This is a genomic window from Mycobacterium sp. SMC-18 (assembly GCF_045310895.1).
Classification (GTDB): domain Bacteria; phylum Actinomycetota; class Actinomycetes; order Mycobacteriales; family Mycobacteriaceae; genus Mycobacterium.
The window spans coordinates 42,776-64,685 of sequence record NZ_JBJIAL010000032.1; the positions used below are offsets into that span (position 1 = coordinate 42,776).

Here is a 21,910-nt window from a genome sequence, read left to right on the forward strand (position 1 = left end):
CCGTGCGCCGAAGAGCTAGCCTTCGACAACCTTCTTCAGGTTGCCGAGCACCTCGTCCTGGATCTTGCGCAGGCCCAGCGGGGCGAAGGTCTTCTCGAAGAAGCCGCCGATACCGCCGGCACCCTGCCACGCCGTCTTGACGGTGACGGTCGAGCCGGTGCCCGCCGGGGCGACGGTCCACGTGGTCACCATCGACGAGTTGGCGTCCTTCTCGATGACGCTCTTGCCTGCGACGTCGACGGTGGCCTTGACCTCACGCGAGCGCTTCTTGGTGGCCTGCAGCTTCCAGGTGGCGACGGTGCCGGCGCCCTGTCCGCCTTCGAGCACCTGGTAGCCGCTGTAGTTCGACGAGAGGATCTTCGGGCGCACCGTCTGGTAGTCGGCGACTGCTGCCAGCACCTTCTCCGGTTCGGCGAGAATCAACACGGTGCTGGACGCACTGACCTGTCCCATCAGGTAAAACTCCTGTTCATACGGCTTCCCTTGCGGTCGCGAGGACCGCGATCTCGGTCTAGCGTATATGTGTGACTGCTGTCACGAGCGATGCGACGGCCGCCCACGAGGCGGCCGTTCAGCGACTGCTGGACAGCTATCGCGCCATCCCGCGGGGGGCGACGGTGCGGCTGGCGAAACCGACGTCGAACCTGTTCCGGGCGCGTGCGCGCACCAAGACCAAGGGGCTCGACGTCTCGGGGCTGAACGGCGTGCTGGCCGTCGACACCGAGAATCGCACCGCGGACGTGCAGGGCATGTGCACCTACGAGACGCTGGTCGCCGCGACGCTGCCGTTCGGCCTGGCGCCGCTCGTCGTGCCGCAGCTCAAGACCATCACCCTCGGGGGCGCGGTCACCGGGCTGGGCATCGAGTCGACGTCGTTCCGCAACGGCCTGCCGCACGAGTCCGTGCAGGAACTCGACATTCTCACCGGGGCCGGGGAACTGATCCGGGCATCACCGCACACCCACTCCGACCTGTTCTACGCCTTCCCGAATTCCTATGGGACGCTGGGCTATTCGGTACGGTTGCGCATCGAGCTCGAGCCCGTGCGCCCGTTCGTGAAGCTGCGGCACCTGCGTTTCCACCGGGTGGCCGATCTGGTGGACGAGCTGCAGCGCATCCTCGACACCGGCGGCCACGACGGTGTGCCGGTGGACTACCTCGACGGCGTCGTGTTCGGGCCCGACGAGAGCTACCTGTGCCTCGGCATGAAAACTGGGACCGACGGCCCGGTCAGCGACTACACCGGTCAGCGCATCTTCTACCGCTCCATCCAGCACGACTCCGGCGAGCGGCACGACCGGCTCACCACGCAGGACTATCTCTGGCGCTGGGACACCGACTGGTTCTGGTGTTCGGCGGCCTTCGGCGCGCAACGCCCACTCATCCGGCGGTTGTGGCCCCGCCGGTACCGGCGCAGCAGCGTCTACTGGAAGCTCGTCGGCCTCGACCAGCGCTTCCGGATCGCCGACCGGATCGAGCGCCGCAGCCTCCTGGCCCCGGAAAAGCCGTTGCGCGAGCGGGTGGTGCAGGACGTCGAGGTGCCGGTCGAGCGCGTCGTCGACTTTCTCGAGTGGTTCCTGGCACGTGTGCCCATCACCCCGATCTGGTTGTGTCCCTTGCGGTTACGCGATGACACCCGCTGGCCGCTGTATCCCATCCAGCCCCACCGCAACTACGTCAACGTCGGGTTCTGGTCATCGGTCCCGGCCGGACAGGTGGCCGGTGAGACGAACCGCCTGATCGAGGACAAGGTCGACGAATGCGGCGGCCACAAGTCCCTGTACTCCGAGTCGTTCTATTCGCGTGAGGAATTCGACCGGCGCTACGGCGGCGCGGAGTACCAGAAGGTCAAAGACGTTTACGACCCCGAATCGCGGCTACTAGGTCTCTATGCGAAGGCGGTTCAACGGCAATGACGACAACTGACGATCGAGGGACGACCGACGGCAAGCTCACGCTGGCCGAGGTCCTGGAGAGCTTCTCGAGTGGTCGGCTGCCTCTCAAATTCGAGGCGTACGACGGCAGTTCGGCCGGCCCCGAGGACGCCGAACTGGGGCTGAGTCTGCTCACCCCACGCGGCACCACCTATCTGGCGACCGCACCCGGCGATCTGGGCCTGGCCCGGGCCTACGTCGCAGGCGATCTCGCTGCGCTCGGCGTGCATCCGGGCGACCCCTACGAACTGCTCAAGGCGCTGGCCGACAAGGTGGAATTCAAGCGTCCGCCGATCCGGGTGCTGGCGAACATCGTGCGGTCCATCGGATTCGAACACCTGCTGCCGATCGCCCCGCCCCCGCAGGAGGCGCTGCCGAGATGGCGCCGGATGGCAGAAGGACTGCGGCACAGCCGAATCCGGGATGCCGAGGCCATCCATCACCACTACGACGTCTCCAACGCGTTCTACGAACGGGTGCTCGGGCCGTCGATGACGTACACCTGCGCCTGCTACCCGCGGCCCGACGCCACGCTCGAGGAAGCCCAGGAGAACAAGTACCGGCTGGTGTTCGACAAGCTGCGCCTGCAGCCCGGCGACCGGCTGCTCGACGTCGGCTGCGGCTGGGGTGGCATGGTCCGGTACGCCGCCCGGCACGGTGTGCAGGCCACCGGTGTCACGCTGTCGGCGGAGCAGGCCGGCTGGGCGCAGCGCGCCATCGCCGACGAAGGCCTGGCCGACCTCGCCCGCGTCGTGCACGGCGACTACCGCGATGTGCGGGAAGGAAATTTCGACGCGGTGTCCTCGATCGGTCTGACCGAGCACATCGGTGTCGCCAACTACCCGGCCTACTTCCGGTTCCTACACGACCGGCTGCGCCCCGGCGGACTGCTGCTCAACCACTGCATCACCCGGCCGCACAACCGCGCCGGGAACATCGGCGGGTTCATCGACCGCTACGTCTTTCCCGACGGAGAGCTGACCGGCTCGGGGCGCATCATCGCCACCGCGCAGGATGTCGGGCTGGAGGTGCTGCACGAGGAGAACCTGCGCCCGCACTACGCCCTGACGCTGCGCGACTGGTGCGCCAACCTGGTGCGGAACTGGGACGAAGCGGTCGCCGAGGTCGGCCTGGCCACGGCCAAGGTCTGGGGCATGTACATGGCCGGTTCCCGCGTGGGATTCGAGACCAATGTCGTTCAGCTGCACCAGGTTCTGGCCGTCAAACTCGACGAGCACGGGGCCAACGGCGGGCTGCCGCTGCGGCCCTGGTGGACGCCCTGATCACTCCCCGATGGGGCGGGCGCCCAGCTCGCTCTTGAGCAGTTCCAGCGCCACCTCTTCGGGGTCGCGGCGGGGCACGTCCGTGCCGCGGTCGTTGGCGGCGTCGGCCAGCATGTCCTCTTCTTCGGCCCGCTCCACGGCGGCCTGCTGCTCGGGCGTCGGGGCCGCCGGACGCGGGGCTGCCGCCGCGGGCGCGGAACCGGCCGACGGGCCCCCGGCCGCACCCGCAGGTGCCGCACCGGCGTCGCACCGCACCCGCCAGTTCACCCCGAGGGCATCCTTGAGCGCCTCGCGGATGACGTCGGCGTTGTGCTGCTCGCTGAGGCGCCTCGCCAGCGGCGGGGCCGGGTGCGCCAACACCAGGGTGTCGGCCTCGATACCGCGGACCGTCGCCTCCATGAGCATGGCTTCCAGCGAGCGGCTGCGCATGCGGACCTTCTCACGCACCGTCGTCCACATGGCGCGCACCGCAGCGGCATCCGGCTCACCTGGTGTCGCGGCGGCCGGCTGCACGGGCGCCGCTGCTGCCGGTGCGGCAGCCGGCGGGGCGACGGGTTCAGGTGATGTTTCACGTTGAACCGGCGCCGGTTCGGGCGCCGGACGCGGCTCGGGCCGCGGCGCCGGAGGTGCGGGCGGCGGCGCCGGCTCCGGTTCGGGTGCCGAAACCGATTGCGGGGCTTGGCTTCTCCGCGTGAACTGCCGATTTCCTGCCGAACCCGACGGAGCCGGCGGAGTGCTCGGGGCCTCCGCGAACGACTCGGCGGCCGGTGCCGGGACCGGGGCCGCCACCGGAGCGGGACGCGGGGCAGCAACGGCCCCGCCCTCCGAAGCCGGGATCGACACGTTCATCCGGGTCTCGATGCGCTCGATGCGTTGCAGCAGAGCGGCTTCGGTGTCACTGGCCGACGGCAGCAGCAGCCGGGCGCACACCACTTCGAGCAGCAGCCGCGGTGCCGTCGCGCCGCGCATCTCCCCGAGCCCGGCGTGCATCACCTCGGCGTACCGGGTCAGCGTCGCGGTGCCGATCTGCGCGGCCTGGTCCCGCATGCGCTCCATGACGTCGTCCGGCGCGTCGACCACACCGCGGGCCGCGGCGTCCGGAACCACCTGCAGGACAATCAGATCCCGGAAGCGCTCCAGCAGGTCGGTGCCGAACCGGCGTGGGTCGTGCCCGGCGTCGATCACCGACTCCACGGCTCCGAAGAGCGCGGCGCCGTCGCCGGCGGCCAGCGCGTCGACGGCGCGGTCGATCAGCGCGAGGTCGGTGGCGCCGAGCAGCGACAGCGCCCGCTGGTACACGACGCGGTTCTGCTCGGCCCCGGCCAGCAGCTGGTCGAGCACCGACAACGTGTCACGCGGCGAGCCGCCACCGGCCCGGATGACCAGCGGGTACACCGCATCGTCGACCTGCACGTCTTCTTGCGCGCAGATCTTCTCGAGCAGGCCGCGCATGGTCTTCGGCGGCAGCAGCCGGAACGGGTAGTGATGGGTGCGCGACCGGATGGTCGGCAGCACCTTCTCCGGCTCCGTGGTGGCGAACACGAAGATCAGGTGCTCCGGCGGCTCCTCGACGATCTTCAGCAGCGCGTTGAAACCGGCATTGGTCACCATGTGGGCTTCGTCGATGATGAAGATGCGGTACCGCGACTGCGCCGGCGCGTAGAACGCCCGGTCGCGGAGTTCACGGGTGTCGTCGACACCACCGTGGCTGGCGGCGTCGAGTTCGACGACGTCGATGTTGCCCGGCCCGTTGGGCGCCAGCGCCACGCACGAATGGCATTCGCCGCACGGATTGGCCGTCGGCCCCTGCTCGCAGTTCAGCGAGCGGGCCAGGATGCGTGCCGACGACGTCTTGCCGCAGCCGCGTGGCCCGGAGAACAGGTAGGCGTGGTTGATGCGGCCCGATTCCAGCGCGTTGCACAGCGGCTCGGTGACATGCTCCTGCCCGACTACCTCAGCGAAACTTGCCGGTCGGTACTTGCGGTAAAGAGCCACGGGAGAAGGCTACCGAGCGGGTCCGACTCGTGCTCTGGTGGATTCGCCATTCCACGAAGCTGACGTGGTGGCGGAAAATCAGGCCGCAAATCGCCGTGCAGTCAGGCTCGGCGAACGCGACCACCACGACTCGATTGACCCTGCATCTACGCACCCCGCTACTCGCACAACTGCGCCCTCAGTACAGAGTCAGCGTGGGGACGGCAGTGACACCCGTTGATCCTGACGCCACGGCGCACCGCTCTCGCACGAATGCGCCCTGGGTACAGGGTCAACGCATACAGCGCGCGGCAGGACCTCAGCCCTTCAGCAGCGCCTCGGTCGCGGCCAGCAGCGCGCACGTCGCCAAGCCGTCGATGGCGAGGCGCAGGTCCGGCAGCGGCGGGAACGAAGGCGCGATCCGGATGTTTTTGTCCTCCGGGTCCTTCTTGTACGGGAACGACGCGCCTGCCGCCGTCACCGCGATGCCGGCGTCCTTGGCCAGCGCCACGGTCCGCTTCGCGGTGCCCGGCCACACGTCGAGGCTGACGAAGTAGCCGCCCTTGGGGTCGGTCCACGATGCGATCTTCGACGCGCTGAGCCGGTCGTCGAGAATCTCCGCGACCGCCGCGAACTTGGGCGCCATCAGCGCCTGGTGCCGCTGCATGTGCAGCCGCACGCCGTCGGCGTCACCGAAGAACCGGACGTGCCGCAGCTGGTTGACCTTGTCCGGGCCGATGGTCTTCTTCTCGGCGTGCTGCAGGTACCAGGCGATGTTGCCCAGCGAGCCACCGAAGAAGCTGACGCCGGCGCCGGCGAAGGTGATCTTGGACGTCGAGGCGAAGACGTACGGCCGGTTCGGGTTGCCCGCGGTGGCGGCCAGGCCGACGACGTCGACGTTCTGGACCGACTCGTGCGTCAGCGTGTGCACGGCGTAGGCGTTGTCCCAGAACAGCCGGAAGTCCGGTGCCGCCGTCTGCATCTGCACCAGCCGGCGGGTGGCCTCCCACGAGTAGGTGACGCCGGTCGGGTTACCGAAGACCGGCACGCACCACATGCCCTTGATCGCCGGGTCGGCGGCGACCAGCTCCTCGATGAGGTCGACGTCGGGGCCGTCCTCGAGCATCGGGACCGGGATCATCTCGATGCCGAAGCTCTCGGTGATCGCGAAGTGCCGGTCGTAGCCGGGCGACGGACAGAGGAACTTCAGGGCGGGTTCTTGCACCCAGGGGCGCGGCGAATCGACACCGCCGTGCAGCAGCGAGAACACGATGACGTCGTGCATCAACTCGAGGCTGGCGTTGTTGCCGGCGATCAGGTTCTGCACGGGCAGCCCGAGCAGTTCACCGAAGATGGCCCGCAGCTCGGGCAGGCCGTGCAGACCGCCGTAGTTGCGGGTATCGGTGCCGTTGCCGTCGAGGTACGAGCCGGGGGTGTCTCCCGGCAGGCTCAGCATGGCGTTCGACAGGTCGAGCTGTTCTGCCGACGGCTTGCCGCGAGTCAGGTCGAGGGCCAGGTTGCGGGCCTGCAGTTCGGCGTAATTGCGCTGTTGCAGATCGTGCTGGGCCTGCAATTCGTCACGGCCGAGGGACAGAAACGACACGGCGCGCCTCTCGCATCAGATCGCGAAAACATAGGGGACCCCGCGCACCCGCCAGAGCCCGTTGACCCTTGCTGCCTTCCGGCCCTGGGGGAGTTCACAGGATGGACGCCGCGCGGGGTCCGGCCACGAGTGTAGTACCCACCCAGTGGCACACGAGTAGGGCGTCGGATCCGGGTCGGGTACCCTTGTCGACGGAGGATTCGCCTAGTGGCCTATGGCGCTCGCCTGGAACGCGGGTTGGGTTAACAGCCCTCAGGGGTTCAAATCCCCTATCCTCCGCACTCGGTCCGGGGTGCGACCAGCTGATCAGCCGGTCGCACCCCGGCCCACTATCAGAGCGAAAAACCCTCGAGGAGCAGTATGCGGCGGCCGGTAGCGATCATTTGGCACGCGTCGTTCCTCATCCTCGCCGGGCTGCTGTACTTCTTCTTCGCGCTGCCCCGGTGGAACGAGCTGACCGGCGACTGGTCGCACACCCTCGGCACCGCGATGCGCATCGTCTGCGGTCTGATCGTCGCGTTGTCGGCGCTGCCGGTCCTGTTCACCCGCCAGCGCACCGCCCTGCCGGAGTACGGCACCCCGCAGCTGGCGCTGACCTTGCGGACCTGGTCGATCGTCCTGCACATCGTCGCGGGCGTCCTGATCATCGGCGCCGCGATCAGTGAGATCTGGTTGACCCTGGATCAGGCCGGCACCTGGTTGTTCGGCATCTACGGCGGCGCGGCCGGCCTGGCTCTGCTCGCCGCCCTGGCGTTCTACCTGGCCTTCGTCGCCGAGTTGCCGCCTCCGCCGCCGGCGCCGCTGAAGGTCAACGACGGCAAGCGCCGCGGCCGCCGCAAGGCCGACAAGGGCGCCGATGAGGCCCCGGCCGTCGCCGCTGAAGTCGCGGAAGCCGGCGATGAGAGCGAGACTGACACCGAAGCCGAGGCCGAAGAAGAGGCCACGGACAAGGCCGACGACGACGCGGCCGAGACCACCGAAGCCGACGACGCTGGTAACGCCGACGCCGCAGAATCCGATGAAGCGGCCAAGACGTCCGGCGAAGAGACCGCCGACACCAACGAGGACGAGGCGGAAGAAACGGCCACTGACGACGCCCCCGCCGGTAAGCTGCGCAACCGCCGCTCCGGCAAAGGCTCCGGCTTGTTCGGGCGCGGAGCCTAAGGGCCATTCGCAGGGCCATCACCTCGCAGTCCGGAGGACAGCACATGGGCGGGTTCCGCTTCTGCCGTCGGCTCGGCACCGCGGCCACCGCGGCGGCCGTTGCCGTGGCCACCATCAGCCTCGCCCCCGTCACCCACGCTGACCCGTCCGCGGCCGCAGCCGTCGTCGAACCCGCGACCGCGCGCGTCGACACCGTCATCAACTACCAGCACGCCATCGGTGCCGGTACCGGCTTCGTCCTGGACTCGGGCGGCGCGCTGCTGACCAACTTCCACGTCGTACAGGGCGCCGACAAGGTGACCGCAACCATCGGTGGGCGGCCATACCGCGCCGACCTGGTCGGCTACGACCGGCACCGCGACATCGCGGTGCTGCAGCTGCGCGGCGCGGCCGACCTGCCGGTCGCCCCGCTGGGCGACTCGTCGGCGGTGGCCGTCGGCGACGAGGTCGTCGCACTGGGCAACGCCGACGGCAGCGGCAACTCACTGACCCACGAGGCCGGTCACGTCATCGGGCTGAACCGCACCATCACCGCCAAGGACGAGTTGACGGGCAGTTCCGAGCAGGTGACGGGCCTGATCCAGTTCGCGGCCCCGGTCCGCGCCGGCGATTCAGGTGGCCCGCTGGTCTCGGCCGACGGCCGGGTGGTCGGGATGACGGTCGCGGCGACGCTGAACTTCCACATGGGCCCGGGCGGCGAGGGCTTCGCGATCCCGATCAACGAGGCGCTGGCGACGGCCGCGCAGATCCGGGCCGGCGCGGCGTCGAACAACATCCACATCGGGCAGCCCACGCTGCTCGGCGTCGGCGTCGGCGGCACCGACGAGCACTCGCAGCTGCCCGGTGTGCTCATCCGCGACGTGATCAGCGGCGGCCCCGCGCAAATCGCCGGGATGGTCCCGGGTGACGTGCTGGTGAGCATCGACGCCGTCACGGTGAGCTCGGCGAGTGCGCTCACCAGCGTGCTGGACCGGCACTACCCCGGCGACGTCGTCGAGCTGTTCTGGATCGACCGCGCGGGCCAGCAGCACACCGCCAAGGCCGTGCTGACGTCCTGACACGTAACTTTCTGGCAAAAAAATCTACTAGTCCGTCAAAGTAGCTGGATACCGGCACTAAGCGGGTACCGCGCGTGAAGGCTATTTGCCACGGCCCCCTGACGTGCCGAAATGCGGTTTTGCCGACTGACGAGGCCCTTGGCGGGGACACCATCGCGAGTTAGATTGGCGACACATTCACCTGCAAATGAGCCTTCGGTCACAGCTGTTCACGCGGCGGTTACCCGGTCAAAGGGAGTAGCCCAGTGGTCCACCTCTACGTGGAGGCGTACACAGCGATATGGGCTGTGGTGACCCTGGCGACGTATCTCCTCGGCCGCCGATTCAGCAACGACGAGCGACCCGACCACCAGCTCCTCACGAGCGTGCTGGCCGGAGCCATGTGGCCCGTCGTCGTGGTCGGACTCCTGGAGGCGTTCACCGTCGCATTGATGTCCGGCAGCCACGCGTGGCGCGACCCGGCGCCCGTGGAGCCGGCCTGCGTCGCTCCCGTCGCGCCACTGCCGTAGTACTCAGGCCGCCGTACTCACGCCACCCCGCGCAGGTGGGACGCCGACGCCCCGATGGTCGCCTCATCCCCGCCGATCATGGTGCGCAGCAGGGCTTTCTGCTCGCGTAGCCCGCGGTCTGCCGCGCGGTCCGAACCGCCCGGCAGCACCAGCGCCGCGATGCTGCGCACGCCGTTGACGGGGATACGGAGCACCGGGTACCACGGCGGCATGTAGGACGGCAGCCCCAGCGTGCGCATCACCCGCGGGCCCAGGAAGGCCGTCGTCACCGACAGGTGCTGCGCCCACGCCAGCCGCCGGCGGAGGCCCGTCGCACCGCGGTAATGCCAGCTCAGCGGGTCACGCGCCATCGGTACCGACAGCTGTTTGGTGGTCTCGTCGGAGACCGCCAGTGCGGTGGACGTGTGATAGAGGATGCGGACGCTGTCCCGGAAGGACCGTGGCAGCCACTCGTCCTGCACGCCCATCAACCAGCCGACGTAGCGCGTGAGGTGCGCGATGGCGCTCAACTCGGCGGGTGTGGCCACGATGCCCATGGCCAGGCCACCGAGAACCGGCGCGATCAGGGCGCCCACCAGCGTGGCCGCCATGTCGGTCTGATTGACCGGCAGGCCCCACTGCTCGGCACGCCAGTCCGGCATCGCCTGCACATGCCGTCGCACCATGGCGTGTACGAAGCGGACGCGGACGGTGGACCGGTATCCGGAACCGAACTTCTCCAGCCCGCCGGCGTCGATCACGTCGAGCGCCCACTGCATGGTTTCGGCGAACCGCTGGTTGGAGCCCTTTTCCAGGGCGCCGGTGCGCAGCAGGGTCTGGTTGAAACCGGAGAACTGGTAGCCGCCCAGCAGCGCGACGTCCCGGGCGATGTACATGCCGTCGGCACCGCCCCGGCGCAACGTGCGCTGTCCGATCCGCAGCGCTTCAGGGTCGACCCAGTCCGGGGTCGCCTCGACCTCTTCGAAGAACCGGCGCAGCGGCTCCGGCGCCTCCGGAACGGTGGCGATGCCGTCGGTGAGCGCGCGGTCGAACAGCGGCCGCAGCTGCTTCGTGCCCTGCTCCGACATCCAGGCGACCAGGGCATCCATGGGTTCGTCGCCGACATTGAGGCGCTCGCCCAGCCGCTGCCACTGCGTGGCGTCGGGCTTCCCGATGGCCAGCATGGTGGCGAACGAACCGATCGCCGCAGGTACCGGTTGCGGCCGGTCGGGATGACGTGCCGGGATCGGCAGGGACATCGCGCGTACTCCTTGTCACCGTTGACAACGTATGTAGTCAAAACTAGGCGGTACCCGGGGTCTCGTCAATGGCAAATGGGGCACGAGCGCATAGGCTGGCCCTCATGTGGCGGGGAGAACAGTCCAAGCATCAGCGTCGGAACACAGTGGCAGCCGCGATCGCGGCGCTCGGGATCGGCGTCGCCCTCGGCGGGGCACCGGTCGCGGCAGCGGCCGACGCGCCCGACCAGGTGGCGATGACGGCCATCGACGACATCGCCGCGGGCAACTACGCCGCCGTCACCGCGCGGTTCGATCCGGAGCTGCAGAAACGGTTGTCCCCCAAGGCATTACAGCAGGTGTGGGACGGCTACCAGCGCACGTTCGGCGCGTACCAGTCACATGGCGGCCCCGAGGACACAGCACGCGGCGACCTCACCGTGGTGAACGTCCCGCTGCAGATGGACCGCATGCCCGGCCAGTTCCGGGTGAAGATCCACCCCGATGGCACCATCGCGGGCGTGTACTTCCTGCGCGAAGGTGTGCCGGTCCCCTGACCGTCACGCCAGCCGGGGGTCGATCAGCGTGACTCCCACGGGGCTGGCGGCGCCGAACTCCGGCAGCAGGCGCGCGCCTTCGGCGAGCCCCACCACCCGCTCGACCAACGCCTGCGGGCGCAGCTTGCCCGCCGCGACCTGGTCGAGCATCTCGGGGTAGTCCGCGCTTGCCATGCCGTGCGAGCCCAAAACATCCAATTCCCAGGCGATTACACGATCCATGGGCACCTGCGGATGCCCATCGACGTTGGGTAGCAGGCCCACCTGCACGTGGCGTCCCTGCCGGCGCAGGCTGTGGATCGCATCGGCGCACGTCCCCGCGGTGCCCACCGCGTCGACCGCGACATGGCTACCGCCGCCGGTGATCTCGTGCACCGCTGGCGCCACCTCGGCGCCGTTGGCGAGGACGGTCTCGGCGGCACCGAGGCTGCGCGCGAGTTCCAGTGCCGCCGGGGTGCGGTCGACGGCGATGACGTTGGCACCGGCCGCGGCCGCCACCTGGACAGCGCTGAGGCCCACACCCCCGACACCGATCACCGTGACCCACTCGCCGGGCTTGACGTCGGCACGGGCCCGCAGCGCGCGGTAGGCGGTGGCGAAGCGGCAACCCAGCGCGGCCGCCGCGGCGTCGTCGATATCTTCTGACACCGCAACCAGATTCGTGTCCGCCGCGTGCAGCGCCACGTACTCACCGAACGAGCCCCAGTGGGTGAAACCCGGCTGGGTCTGGTCCGGGCACACCTGCGCCTGGCCGCCGGCACACCATTCGCAGGTGCCGCACCCGCACACGAACGGTGTGGTGACGCGGTCACCGACCCGCCAGCGCCGGACGTCGGTGCCGACCGCGACCACTTCTCCGACCAGTTCATGTCCGGGCACATGCGGGAGGGCGACGCCGTCGTCGTGCCCGGCCCAGGCGTGCCAGTCGCTGCGGCACAACCCGGTTGCGTGCACCTGCACCACGACGCCGGCGGGCGACGGCGTCGGGTCGGCCACCGACCTGACGTCCACGGGGCCACCGAACTGCTCGAAGATCACCGCGCGCATCAGGTCATCGTTGCACGCCCCGGACGCGCCGGAGGCACCGCTGCGAGCAACGCGCGCGTGTACTCGTGTTCCGGATGCGCGAACAACTCGGCGGCAGAGCGGTATTCCACCGATTCGCCGCCGCGCAGCACCAGGACGTCGTGGCTCATCCGCTCGATCACGGCCAGGTCGTGGCCGATGAACAGGTAGGTCAGGCCACGGTCCTGCTGCAGCCGGGTCAGCAGGTCCAGCACCTTGGCCTGCACCGAGACATCGAGTGACGCGGTGGCTTCGTCGAGGATCAACAGCTCGGGCGCCACGGCCAGCGCCCGGGCGATGTTGACGCGCTGCCGCTCGCCGCCCGACAGTTCGTGCGGATACCGTGCCGCGTAGTCCGCCGGGAGCTCGACGGAGTCCAACAGCTCACGCACCTGCGCCCGCCGGTCCCTGGCCGCACCCGCCAAGGGCTCGGCGATCGAAAGACCCACCGGGATACGCGGATTGAGCGACGAGAACGAATCCTGGAAGACCAGAGCGATCCGGCGGCGTACCGCCTTGCGGTCACGGCGCTTGACCGTCAGCACGTCGGTGCCGTCGAGGAGTGCGCGACCGCCGTCGGGCGCGACGAGACCGGTCAGCGCGGCCGCCACGGTCGACTTCCCCGAACCCGACTCCCCCACCAGCCCGAGCGTCGTCCCCCGGCGGATGCGGAACGACACGTCCTTGACCGCGTGGACCACCATCCGGCCCGTCGGCGTGCTCACGGGAAACCTGACGTCCAGATCGGAGACGTCCAGCAGTGTCGGGGTGTCCGGGACGTCTCGGGCAGGGTTCCCCAAAACCGGCCTGGCATCGAGCAATTCGCGGGTGTAGGCCTGCTGCGGCGCATCGAATATCGCGTCGACCGGTGCCTGTTCGACGGCCGCACCGCCGCGCAGCACGGTGACGGTGTCGGCGACCTCGCCGATCACCCCGAGGTCGTGACTGATCCACACCACGGCGGTACCGAACCCGCGCTGCAGTTCCCGCACCAGCTCGATGATCTGGGCCTGTGTCGTGACGTCGAGGGCCGTCGTCGGCTCGTCGGCGATCAGCAGTTCGGGGTCGCAGGCCAGGGCGATCGCGATCATCACCCGCTGGCGCTGGCCGCCCGAGAGCTGATGCGGATAGCTGCGCAGCCGCCGTTGCGGGTCGGGCAGGCCCACGGCCTCCAGCAGTTCCAGAGCGCGCACCGCGGCGTGCCGGCGGGTCACCTGTTTGTGTGTTTCAAGAGATTCGGTGATCTGCCGTTCGATGGTCAGCAGCGGGTTCAGCGAGGTTCCGGGATCCTGGAAGACGAACCCGATCCGGCCGCCGTGCACGCGCCGCAACGTCCGCGCCGGGGCGCCGACGAGTTCCTGTTGCCCGGCAAGGACACTCGAGCCGGTCACGAGCGCGCCGGGCGCGTCGAGCAGCCCGGTCGCGGCCAGCACCGTCGTCGACTTGCCCGAACCGGACTCGCCGACGATGCCGAGCGTCTGCTCGGGCTCGACCGCCAGTGAGACGCCGCGCACGATGTCGCGGCGCCCGATCCGGACGGCCAGATTGTCGACCGACAGCACGCTCATGATCGCCGCCGCGCCTCGATCATGGTGCGCTGCTTGGGATCCAGGACGTCACGCAGGCCGTCACCGAGCAGGTTGCACGCCAGCACGATGACGACGATCGCCGCGCCGGGGAACACCGCCATCCACCAGGCCAGGGTGACGAAGCCCTGCGAATCGAAGATCATTCGGCCCAGTGACGGCTGCGGCGGCTGGATGCCCAGCCCGAGGAAGGACAGCGCGGCCTCGGACAGGATGGCGAACGCCAGTGACAGCGAGGTCTGGACGATGAGCGGACCGGTGATGTTGGGCAGGACGTGCCGGCGCAGGATGTAGGACGTCCCGGTCCCCATCGTGCGCGACACCGCCACGTACGGCTCCTCCCGCACCGCCAGGGTGCTGGCCCGTGCCACCCGCGCGAAGATCGGCACGTAGACGATGCCGATCGCGGCGATCGTCGTGCCCAAGCCGGGCCCCAGCACCGCGACGATCGCCATGGCCAACAACAGCACCGGGAACGCGAACATCACGTCGACGACCCGCATCACCACGGTGTCCAGCCAGCCGCCGCGGTACCCGGCCATGACGCCCAGCGCTGTGCCGACCACCGCCGCACACGCCACGCTGACCACCGCCACCGTCATCGACGCCTGCAGGCCCGTCAACACGCGGGACAACACGTCGCGGCCCAGTTCGTCGGTGCCGAACCAGTGCGCACCGCTCGGCGGCCGCAGCGCCTGCGGCACGTCGACATCGTTGATGCCGTACGGCGCCAGCCTGCCGGCACCCACGGCGACGACCACGGCCGCGGCCACGACGGCGGCGCTGACCACCGTGACGGGATTCGTGGGCAGCCTCATGACAGCCGAATCCGCGGATCGACAACTGCGTACAGCACATCCACCACCAGGTTGACGGCCAGGAACAGGACCGCGATGAGCAGCACCGCGCCCTGGATCACGGGATAGTCGCGCGCGGCCACCGACAGGTAGACCAGCCGGCCCAGGCCCGGCCACGCGAACACCACCTCGACCACGATGACACCGCCGAGGATCGTCGCCAGCTGGATACCGGTGATGGTGAGGATGGGAACCAGAGCGTTGCGCACGACGTGCCGCAACGTGACCACCCGCGGGGGCAGGCCTTTCGAGCGCGCGGTGCGGACGTAGCCCATCGCGGACACCTCCAGCACCGCGGAGCGGACGTAACGCGTCATGATCGCCGCGGCCACCAGACCCACGGTCAGGCCCGGCAGGATCACGTGGCGCAACCAGCCCGTCGGATCGTCGAACAGCGGCCGGTAGCCCGATGTCGGCAGCCAGCCCAGTGTCGTGGAGAACAGCGAGATGAGCAGGATGCCCAGCCAGAAGTCCGGCACGGACACCCCGAATTGGCTTGTGACCCGGACGATCACGTCGCTGAGCCGGCCCTCGTGCGACGCCGCGTAGATGCCGGCGGGCAGCGCGATCGCCAGAGCCAGGACGATGCCGACCACGGCCAGCGAGACGGTGGCGGGCAACCGCTCGGCCAGCACCTGGGCCACCGGGTCGCCGCTGCGGAAGCTGACGCCGAGATTGCCCGTCGCGGCATGGCCGAGGTAGCTGAGGAACTGGGCAGGCAGTGGCCGATCCAGACCGCTCGCGTGACGGAGGGCGTCGTACGCCTCGGGTGTGTACCGCGTCCCCAGGGCGATGCGCACCGGGTCACCGGGAACCAGATGAGCCAGGGCGCACACCACGATGAGGACGCCCACCAAGACCACCAGTGAGTAGGCGAGCCGACGGGCCAGGAACCGCAGGATGGTCATGGCCGGTCACCGCCGAGTACCGCGTCCCGGAACCGAATTGCCTTGTCGCGCCTGGCCTCATAGCCGGTGAGCCGCGGTGACCAGGCCTGGACCACCGCGGGGTTGTACAGGTAGAGGTAGCTCACCTGGTCCGCGATGAGCGTCGCCGCCCGCGCGTAATCCTGGTGCCGCGCTTGCGGATTGGTCTCGGTACGACCGGCGTCCAGCAGCGCGTCGACGCGCGGGTCCGAGAATTTCTGGGCATTGCTCGCACCGCCGGTGTGATGCTGCGCGTAGTAGAAGTCGTCGGGGTCGATATTGCCGAGCCAGCCCATCATCAGCATGTCGAAGTGACCGCTGTGCTGTTCGTCGAGCCACGTCCCGAAGTCGACGGTGCGGATGGTGACCCGGATGCCCAGCGGCGCGAGGTTGTCGGCGATCACCTGGGCGGCGGTCACCGTCTGCGGGTACTCGCTGGTGACCAACAGGTCCATGGCGGTCGGCGCCGAGCCGGCCTGCCGCAGCAGCGATTTGGCGTGGTCGATGTCGTAGCGGTACTTGTCGTAGGGCGTGTACCACGGATTGCCCTGCGGGATCGCGAGCTGATTGGCCTGCGCCGCACCGTAACTGGTGGCCTGCACGATCGACGCCCGGTCGATCGCGTAGGCGATGGCCTGCCGCACCCGGACGTCCTGCCACGCCGGCCGGGCTTCGTTGAGGGCCAGGTACCAGTAATCGTTGCTCGGCGTCACCGCGAGGTGGATCGAATCATCGCCGCGCAACTGGGCGACCCGCTGCGGTGGCACCGCGTCGGTCCAGTCGATCTCACCGGCCTGCAGCGCCGACAGCGCCGTCGACGGCTCGCTGATGAAGCGGAACGTCACGCCCGGAATGCGCGGGGCGCCGGCCCAGTAATGCGGATTTGCGCGCAGCGTGATTGCATCACCGCCGCGCTGGCTGACGAAGGCGAACGGCCCGGTGCCGATCGGGTGGCCGGCGATCTGCCCGTCCTCGACGTTGCGGCGCTGCACGATCGCCACACCCTTGAACCCGCCGAGGTTGGTCAGCAGATTGGGGGTCGGGTGGGACACCGTGATCCGGACCGTGTGGTCGTCGGCCGCGGTGACGTCGGTGACGGCACTGAGCTTGTCGGCGTTGGCGAGCTTGCCGTCGATGATCCGGCGGTAGGAGTAGACGACGTCGGCGGCGGTGAGCGGGCTGCCGTCGTGGAACGTCACCCCGGGCCGCAGGTGGAACGTCCAGGCGCGTTGATCAGGCGAGACGTCCCACGACTGCGCGAGGGCGGGCCGCATGGTCAGGTTGGCGTCCGGCTCCACGAGGGTGTCGAAGACGTTCTCGAGGACCTCGAACGAGAAGTACGCGCTGGTCTTCTGCGGGTCGAGTTGGTCGGGCTCGCCGGAGATCGCCGCGATCAGGTATCCCGCGTCCTGGCCCAGGTCAACGCGTTGTGCGGGCGCGCAGGCCCCCGCCATGACGACGGAAACGACGACGAGCACGGCTGCAACCAGTCGCATGTCCGTCACTTCCGTACCGGGGCCGGCATGAAGCGGAGGCCGGCGCACTCCTGCGGCCCCTATACCCGGCGGCGCACCGGTTCACACCTGGAACAGCGATATGTGCAGTTCAGGGTGCGGAGGGATATCGAACTGAGCTACGATGCCCGCGGACGTTTTCTTCCTAACGTCCTGCTCTACATGAGAGAAGTTGGTATATGCCACAGGGAACTGTGAAATGGTTCAACAGTGAGAAGGGCTTCGGCTTCATCACTCCCGACGACGGCTCCAAGGATCTGTTCGTCCACTACTCGGAGATCCGTAGCAACGGTTTCCGTACCCTCGACGAGGGCCAGCGGGTCGAGTTCGAGGTCGGTCAGGGCAGCAAGGGCCCGGCCGCAACCGGAGTCACCGCGGTCTAACTAAGCCCGTAAAGCTCAGTGGGCTGGTGTGGAGCATTTCGCACCAGCCCACAACTCTTTCTTGACACTGTCGACGGATGCTCCGCGTCCTGACCTGAGCATCCGCTCGACAGCACGCACGGGTTTCTTCGGCCCATTGCCGGTCGACCCGCGCGCTTCCTAGAGCCACCCGAGCGCACGCGCGCCGTTGTGGAGCACCATGGCCCCGATGACGACCATGATCGCCGCCATCAGCGCGGCGTTGTTCTTCTCCATCCAGTCTTTGAGCCGCCGCATCGTGTCATCGAGTCGGGCACCGGCGATGGCGTAGGCCAGTGTCGGGATCGCCACCGTCGACGCGGCGACGATCACGAAGAAGGCCGCGGCCAGCCAGTCACCCTCGATGCCGAGCCCGGCGGTGCCGATCGCCAATCCGGCTGGCACACAGATCAATACGACGTCGGGGCGCACCACGACCAGCGCCACACCCATCGCCGCCGCGCGGGCCGGGGTGACGGTCGCGATCTTCTTCATCCAGCCCGGTGAATCCGTGCTGTCGTGCCGGGTGAACCAGCGATAAATGCCGAAGATGATGAGCGCGGCACCCAGCACCACCCGCAGCCACGAAGCCCACTCGGGCGGCGACTTGTGGCCGTGGTGCGCGCCGCTGAGCAGATGCGAGGCCTGCACGCACACGGCCGTCACCACCGCCAGGCCGACGGCCCAGCCGGCGAGGAACGCCAGCCCTGTCGGCCGGGGACGCGGCGCCTGCAGGACCAACACCGCCGGGATGACGGTGATGGGCGACAGTGCCACCACCAGTCCGAGCGGAACCAGCCCGGTCAACACGGTGCCCCAGCTTCCAGTCATGGGCAGCAATCTACCCAGTGGAATCGCCCGGGGCCGCCACGATCGTCAATATGCGTCGACGTACGATTTCAGCGAACTTGTTCGGCGATTTCTGGCAACTAAACGGCACGCACCGGTAGGTTGCCAGTTACTAGGCGATATTCACACTGAGGAGGTGTCATCGTGCGACGACAGCAAAATATTTCAGTTGGCGTCAGCGACTCATCGGGACACCAGGTGAATACCGGTTTGTGGCGCGGAAAGCCGGTGCGGTACCTCGCTCTGCTGGCGCTGCTGATCTCGGGGACGGCGCTCGGCTGCGGCACCGACGATCTCCAGGCGCTGCCGAGCCCGCAAGGCGCGGCCCACACGTGTTCCCCGTGACCACCGCGCCCTAGGACCCCTTGAGGTCCCGGTCCTTGCTCGGCTGCACCCGCTTCGGTTCACCCGGCATCTTGGGATAGTTCGGTTCTCCGGGTAGTTCAAGCCTGTGCGGTTGGTGTTCATTCGATACCCTCCGTGTACTGCAGCCACCCCCGCGGCGGCCTCCGAGTCCATTTGCCGATGCTGCAACGTTCTTCGCGGGGCATGCCGCGAAGGCGCGCCCCAGCCATTCGGGATAGTTCCGCCATGCTCACGTCGCCTGGTTCGTAGAACCGCAGGATCGCTCATCGAACTGGAAGACTGGACTCGGGGGCGGGCCGGACTCGCGCCCTTGCACCCGGTCGACGAGGCGAGGACTGCGAAGATGGCCAAACGGGACGACGTTGAGATCGAGATCGAATCTTCAAACGCACCAACACGAACCTTGCGTGTCTCCAGCGCAAGTCGCGTTGTCTTTCCCGCCACCGACATCACTCCAGCGATAACCAAGCTCGACCTCGTTCAGTACACGGTAGCGGTCCACGAACCACTTCTCCGCGTATTGCTACAACGTCCCACGACTCTCGAACGCTGGCCCAACGGCGTGCAGCCGGGGATGAAGTTGGGTAGAGGCGCAGATGACGGTGGGTTCTACCAAAAGCGCATGATCCGCGCGGCGCCGGACTACGCCGATGGTGTCGACATTTCGTTTCCTTCCGGGAGACGCGCGACGGAAGTCTGTCCGACCGAACCCGCAGTCTTGGCCTGGTGCGTCCAGATGGGAACGATCACTTTCCATCCGTGGCCGGTCCGGCGAACGGACGATCCAACTTCTGTCGACAAACCAGATGAGTTGCGAATCGACCTAGATCCTCAACCTGGCAACACATTTCGCGACGTTGCAAGAGTGGCGCTTTTGGCTCGAGACTTGCTGAACGAGCTAGGGATAGCCGGCTACTGCAAGACCTCCGGCGGCCGTGGAGTACACGTATTCGTGCGGATCAAGCCGGACTGGGACTTCATCGACGTACGCCACGCGGCGATCGCCTTCGGCCGAGAGCTGGAACGACACGACAAGAGCGTGACGACAGAGTGGTGGAAGGAACTACGCGGGGACCGAATCTTCGTCGACTACAACCAAAACTGCCGCGACAGAACGATCGCCGCAGCATGGTCACCCCGGGCGCATCAGGGGGCTCCCGTCTCAACGCCCGTTACGTGGTCTAACCTCGAAAGCATCACGGAGCCACGGGAGTTCAACGTCTCTACAGTTCCTGGATACCTGGCCGAGAACGGTGACCCATGGGCCGACATGGACGGCAAGCAACACTCGCTCGATCAACTGCTCGACATGTGGGACTCAAACCCCACCGAAATGCCCTTTCCCCCTGACTATCCGAAGATGCCGGGCGAGCCGCCACGGGTGCAGCCGAGCCGAAAGGTCGACGCTCACTGGGACGAATGACGGACCGCAACGATCACGACGTAGCGTCAGCGGAAGGCGACAAGGCGGCCAGCAGGCGGGCCGACATCGCGATAAGCACCGATATCGGTTCGGCGACAACTTCAAACGTGGGCGAGGTAGACATCGAGCGGAGGTAACCTCGGATAGCCAGCGGCGCGAGTTCGGGGCGGAACGAGAGCAACCTGCGGCGGGTGTCTTGGCACCGGCAATTGGCGGAAATTTACGAACTTGGCGAACCGACCTTGGGCCGTGTCGGACGGCGGTGGCATGATGCGTCACATGATGCAGGCCCCCGTACTATTTGCAAACGGGCCACTGCTCGTCCAAGTTGTGGACCAGAACGAATGGTGGCAGCCGTATGTGCCGCCACTGGTTGGCCTGATTGGGTCGCTGATCGTCGCCGCCGCAGCGTTCGCCGGCGTTGTCAAGAGCAACCGCACCAACCTCGCGGCAATCGCATCTGCGGACACACGCGAACGCGAAAAGTGGCAGATCGATAGCGAGCGCGAGCGCGAGAAGTGGCATCGCGACAACCTGTTGCGGATCTGCTCAGAGGCAATCCGTGTGTCGAGAGAAATCCACCACAATTACAACGAGGCCGCGGGAGCGTGCCTCAAGCATTCAGAATGCGATCGCGCCGAGAAGGTATTTCGCGAGCATATGGCGGCGGCGGAAACAGCCATCGGAAAGGTGGCTCCACTGTCCTACGATGTGCAGTTGCTTGGCGAATCGACGCTATACATGGAGCTTCAAGAGATTCGACAGGCGGGCGAGTACGTCGCCCCTGCCTACGCACAGTTCCACGAGTACCTTGTGTCCAACTTCGATCGCTTACGGCACAATGACAGGGCCCCTGAATCAGTCTCGGAGCTGACAGCACACGAGTTGTACGAAAGCCTGGAATGGCGAAGGTACTACAAGGCTGGGCAGCATTTGGGCGAAGTTCACGTCAACTTCCAATTCGCCGCGCGAACGAGGATCAGCCCGCACTCCGTGCCGAAAGATGCGCCCGACCGGGTCGGTCCGGTGATCACTCCTGACAAGGATCCTGATCTGTTCTACCCACCTCCGGGAGCGCCCCAGAACATCTATCAACGCCCGAGCGTCTACGACTGGAGGACTGGAGATACTGCCGAGGCCCATTCCGCCAATAACCCTGTCTCCCCATCAAGCTGCTAGTAGTACCGCAGCCGCAGCGGTGTCCAGTCGTCGTCCTTCTGAAGGATCACGACACCGTGGCTGTCGACTGTCCACACTCTGAAGCCACGTGTGCCGAGCTCATATCGGTCTCGGCGCAGTCCCAACTTCCATTTCCTTCCGTTCCAATCCGGGGGCGGTGATCCCGCTGGTTGCGTTAACCATTCAGGTGGGCCCACGTTCTCCTTGTACCACGCCATGAGTTCGGAACCCTTCGTTGTTAGTTCATCGATGAGTTCCGTGCTGCGCCTATTGATTTCCTCCCAGAACCAGCTCGCAAACTGCCCTGCAGCGTTCACATAGCGTTCGATGATTGGGGCGAGATCGAAATGTTGCGGCAATCTTTTTAAGGGCTCTTCACAGATGAGGGTGTAGAGGTGGTTGGCGCGTCGTTGCCGGGATAGAGGTCGAGGTCTCTCGAAAATGA

20 protein-coding genes, 1 tRNA gene, 1 other RNA gene and 2 pseudogenes are annotated in these 21,910 nt (G+C 67.6%); 11 read left to right on the top strand and 13 right to left on the bottom strand.

The annotated features are described in order from the left end of the window. Window positions 1-15: 15 nt before the first annotated feature. A complete protein-coding gene (locus tag ACJH6J_RS22495; protein ID WP_020101051.1) occupies window positions 16-453 on the bottom strand; it encodes an SRPBCC family protein in 438 nt (145 codons plus the stop codon). 71 nt (window positions 454-524) lie between these two features. Between ACJH6J_RS22495 and ACJH6J_RS22500 the strand changes: the two genes are divergently transcribed. Together ACJH6J_RS22500 and ACJH6J_RS22505 are read left to right on the top strand one after the other, a co-directional pair. Continuing rightward, window positions 525-1,916 carry an FAD-binding oxidoreductase gene (locus ACJH6J_RS22500; protein WP_346415853.1) on the top strand — a complete coding sequence of 464 codons (1,392 nt, stop codon included), beginning with the start codon at window positions 525-527 and terminating at the stop codon, window positions 1,914-1,916. Further along, window positions 1,913-3,217, top strand: a complete 1,305-nt coding sequence (locus ACJH6J_RS22505; RefSeq protein ID WP_406784009.1) for a class I SAM-dependent methyltransferase — start codon at window positions 1,913-1,915, stop codon at window positions 3,215-3,217. The genes ACJH6J_RS22500 and ACJH6J_RS22505 overlap by 4 nt, the downstream gene beginning before the upstream one ends. On the opposite strand, the gene ACJH6J_RS22510 is transcribed toward ACJH6J_RS22505, so the two are convergent. From ACJH6J_RS22510 to ffs, 3 genes are all read right to left on the bottom strand, one after another. Continuing rightward, complete coding sequence (locus ACJH6J_RS22510) at window positions 3,218-5,212, bottom strand: DNA polymerase III subunits gamma/tau (protein ID WP_406784008.1); 1,995 nt, start codon at window positions 5,210-5,212, stop codon at window positions 3,218-3,220. A 298-nt stretch (window positions 5,213-5,510) separates the two neighbouring features. Continuing rightward, window positions 5,511-6,794 (bottom strand): aminotransferase class I/II-fold pyridoxal phosphate-dependent enzyme, encoded by a 1,284-nt coding sequence (locus ACJH6J_RS22515; RefSeq protein WP_212807393.1) that lies wholly within the window; start codon window positions 6,792-6,794, stop codon window positions 5,511-5,513. A gap of 28 nt (window positions 6,795-6,822) precedes the next feature. Further along, window positions 6,823-6,919: signal recognition particle sRNA small type (ffs, locus tag ACJH6J_RS22520), an RNA gene on the bottom strand. A gap of 68 nt (window positions 6,920-6,987) precedes the next feature. Between ffs and ACJH6J_RS22525 the strand changes: the two genes are divergently transcribed. The 4 genes from ACJH6J_RS22525 (at window position 6,988) to ACJH6J_RS22540 (ending at window position 9,525) form a co-directional block, all read left to right on the top strand. Further along, window positions 6,988-7,073 (top strand) — tRNA-Ser (locus ACJH6J_RS22525). A gap of 81 nt (window positions 7,074-7,154) precedes the next feature. Next, window positions 7,155-7,958, top strand: a complete 804-nt coding sequence (locus ACJH6J_RS22530) for a hypothetical protein (protein WP_406804543.1) — start codon at window positions 7,155-7,157, stop codon at window positions 7,956-7,958. A 44-nt stretch (window positions 7,959-8,002) separates the two neighbouring features. Next, on the top strand, window positions 8,003-9,016 hold the full coding sequence (locus tag ACJH6J_RS22535; protein ID WP_406804544.1) for a S1C family serine protease: 1,014 nt from the start codon (window positions 8,003-8,005) through the stop codon (window positions 9,014-9,016). 245 nt (window positions 9,017-9,261) lie between these two features. Continuing rightward, window positions 9,262-9,525, top strand: coding sequence for a hypothetical protein (locus ACJH6J_RS22540; RefSeq protein ID WP_212807396.1), 264 nt, complete (start codon window positions 9,262-9,264; stop codon window positions 9,523-9,525). A 17-nt stretch (window positions 9,526-9,542) separates the two neighbouring features. Here the strand turns inward: ACJH6J_RS22540 and ACJH6J_RS22545 are convergent, their stop codons facing one another. Continuing rightward, the gene (locus ACJH6J_RS22545; protein ID WP_406784005.1) at window positions 9,543-10,763 is read right to left on the bottom strand and encodes an oxygenase MpaB family protein; all 1,221 of its coding nucleotides are present in this window, start codon (window positions 10,761-10,763) and stop codon (window positions 9,543-9,545) included. Window positions 10,764-10,867: 104 nt separating this feature from the next. On the opposite strand from ACJH6J_RS22545, the gene ACJH6J_RS22550 reads away from it, so the two are divergent. Next, a complete protein-coding gene (locus tag ACJH6J_RS22550) occupies window positions 10,868-11,299 on the top strand; it encodes a DUF3887 domain-containing protein (protein WP_406784004.1) in 432 nt (143 codons plus the stop codon). Window positions 11,300-11,302: 3 nt separating this feature from the next. Here the strand turns inward: ACJH6J_RS22550 and ACJH6J_RS22555 are convergent, their stop codons facing one another. Genes ACJH6J_RS22555 through ACJH6J_RS22575 form a run of 5 tightly spaced genes read right to left on the bottom strand, consistent with a single transcriptional unit; the run spans window position 11,303 to window position 17,229 of the window. Next, window positions 11,303-12,346: a zinc-binding dehydrogenase gene (locus ACJH6J_RS22555; protein WP_406804545.1), complete on the bottom strand. Its 1,044-nt coding sequence runs from the start codon at window positions 12,344-12,346 to the stop codon at window positions 11,303-11,305. Further along, the gene (locus tag ACJH6J_RS22560; protein ID WP_406804546.1) at window positions 12,346-13,932 is read right to left on the bottom strand and encodes a dipeptide ABC transporter ATP-binding protein; all 1,587 of its coding nucleotides are present in this window, start codon (window positions 13,930-13,932) and stop codon (window positions 12,346-12,348) included. Before ACJH6J_RS22560 ends, ACJH6J_RS22555 begins: the two co-directional genes overlap by 1 nt. Next, a complete protein-coding gene (locus ACJH6J_RS22565; RefSeq protein ID WP_406804547.1) occupies window positions 13,929-14,768 on the bottom strand; it encodes an ABC transporter permease in 840 nt (279 codons plus the stop codon). Before ACJH6J_RS22565 ends, ACJH6J_RS22560 begins: the two co-directional genes overlap by 4 nt. Beyond that, complete coding sequence (locus tag ACJH6J_RS22570; RefSeq protein WP_406804548.1) at window positions 14,765-15,715, bottom strand: ABC transporter permease; 951 nt, start codon at window positions 15,713-15,715, stop codon at window positions 14,765-14,767. Before ACJH6J_RS22570 ends, ACJH6J_RS22565 begins: the two co-directional genes overlap by 4 nt. Then, the gene (locus ACJH6J_RS22575) at window positions 15,712-17,229 is read right to left on the bottom strand and encodes an ABC transporter substrate-binding protein (protein WP_406804549.1); all 1,518 of its coding nucleotides are present in this window, start codon (window positions 17,227-17,229) and stop codon (window positions 15,712-15,714) included. The genes ACJH6J_RS22570 and ACJH6J_RS22575 overlap by 4 nt, the downstream gene beginning before the upstream one ends. Before the next feature lie 197 nt (window positions 17,230-17,426). Here ACJH6J_RS22575 and ACJH6J_RS22580 point away from each other — a divergent pair, with 197 nt between their 5' ends. After that, the gene (locus ACJH6J_RS22580) at window positions 17,427-17,630 is read left to right on the top strand and encodes a cold-shock protein (RefSeq protein WP_020101067.1); all 204 of its coding nucleotides are present in this window, start codon (window positions 17,427-17,429) and stop codon (window positions 17,628-17,630) included. A 159-nt stretch (window positions 17,631-17,789) separates the two neighbouring features. Here the strand turns inward: ACJH6J_RS22580 and ACJH6J_RS22585 are convergent, their stop codons facing one another. Beyond that, window positions 17,790-18,479, bottom strand: a complete 690-nt coding sequence (locus ACJH6J_RS22585) for a GAP family protein (protein WP_406804550.1) — start codon at window positions 18,477-18,479, stop codon at window positions 17,790-17,792. Between the two features lie 216 nt (window positions 18,480-18,695). Between ACJH6J_RS22585 and ACJH6J_RS22590 the strand changes: the two genes are divergently transcribed. Continuing rightward, a complete protein-coding gene (locus ACJH6J_RS22590; RefSeq protein ID WP_212807405.1) occupies window positions 18,696-18,842 on the top strand; it encodes a hypothetical protein in 147 nt (48 codons plus the stop codon). Between the two features lie 10 nt (window positions 18,843-18,852). Here ACJH6J_RS22590 and ACJH6J_RS22595 read toward each other — a convergent pair. Next, a pseudogene (locus ACJH6J_RS22595) lies at window positions 18,853-18,942 on the bottom strand (hypothetical protein); the annotation flags it as partial. Window positions 18,943-19,206: 264 nt separating this feature from the next. On the opposite strand from ACJH6J_RS22595, the gene ACJH6J_RS22600 reads away from it, so the two are divergent. Both ACJH6J_RS22600 and ACJH6J_RS22605 read left to right on the top strand, forming a co-directional pair. Further along, on the top strand, window positions 19,207-20,286 hold the full coding sequence (locus ACJH6J_RS22600) for a DNA polymerase domain-containing protein (protein WP_406804551.1): 1,080 nt from the start codon (window positions 19,207-19,209) through the stop codon (window positions 20,284-20,286). A 279-nt stretch (window positions 20,287-20,565) separates the two neighbouring features. Continuing rightward, window positions 20,566-21,465 carry a hypothetical protein gene (locus tag ACJH6J_RS22605; RefSeq protein ID WP_406804552.1) on the top strand — a complete coding sequence of 300 codons (900 nt, stop codon included), beginning with the start codon at window positions 20,566-20,568 and terminating at the stop codon, window positions 21,463-21,465. On the opposite strand, the pseudogene ACJH6J_RS22610 reads toward ACJH6J_RS22605, so the two are convergent. Next, a pseudogene (locus ACJH6J_RS22610) lies at window positions 21,462-21,910 on the bottom strand (hypothetical protein); the annotation flags it as partial. The gene ACJH6J_RS22605 and the pseudogene ACJH6J_RS22610 overlap by 4 nt on opposite strands.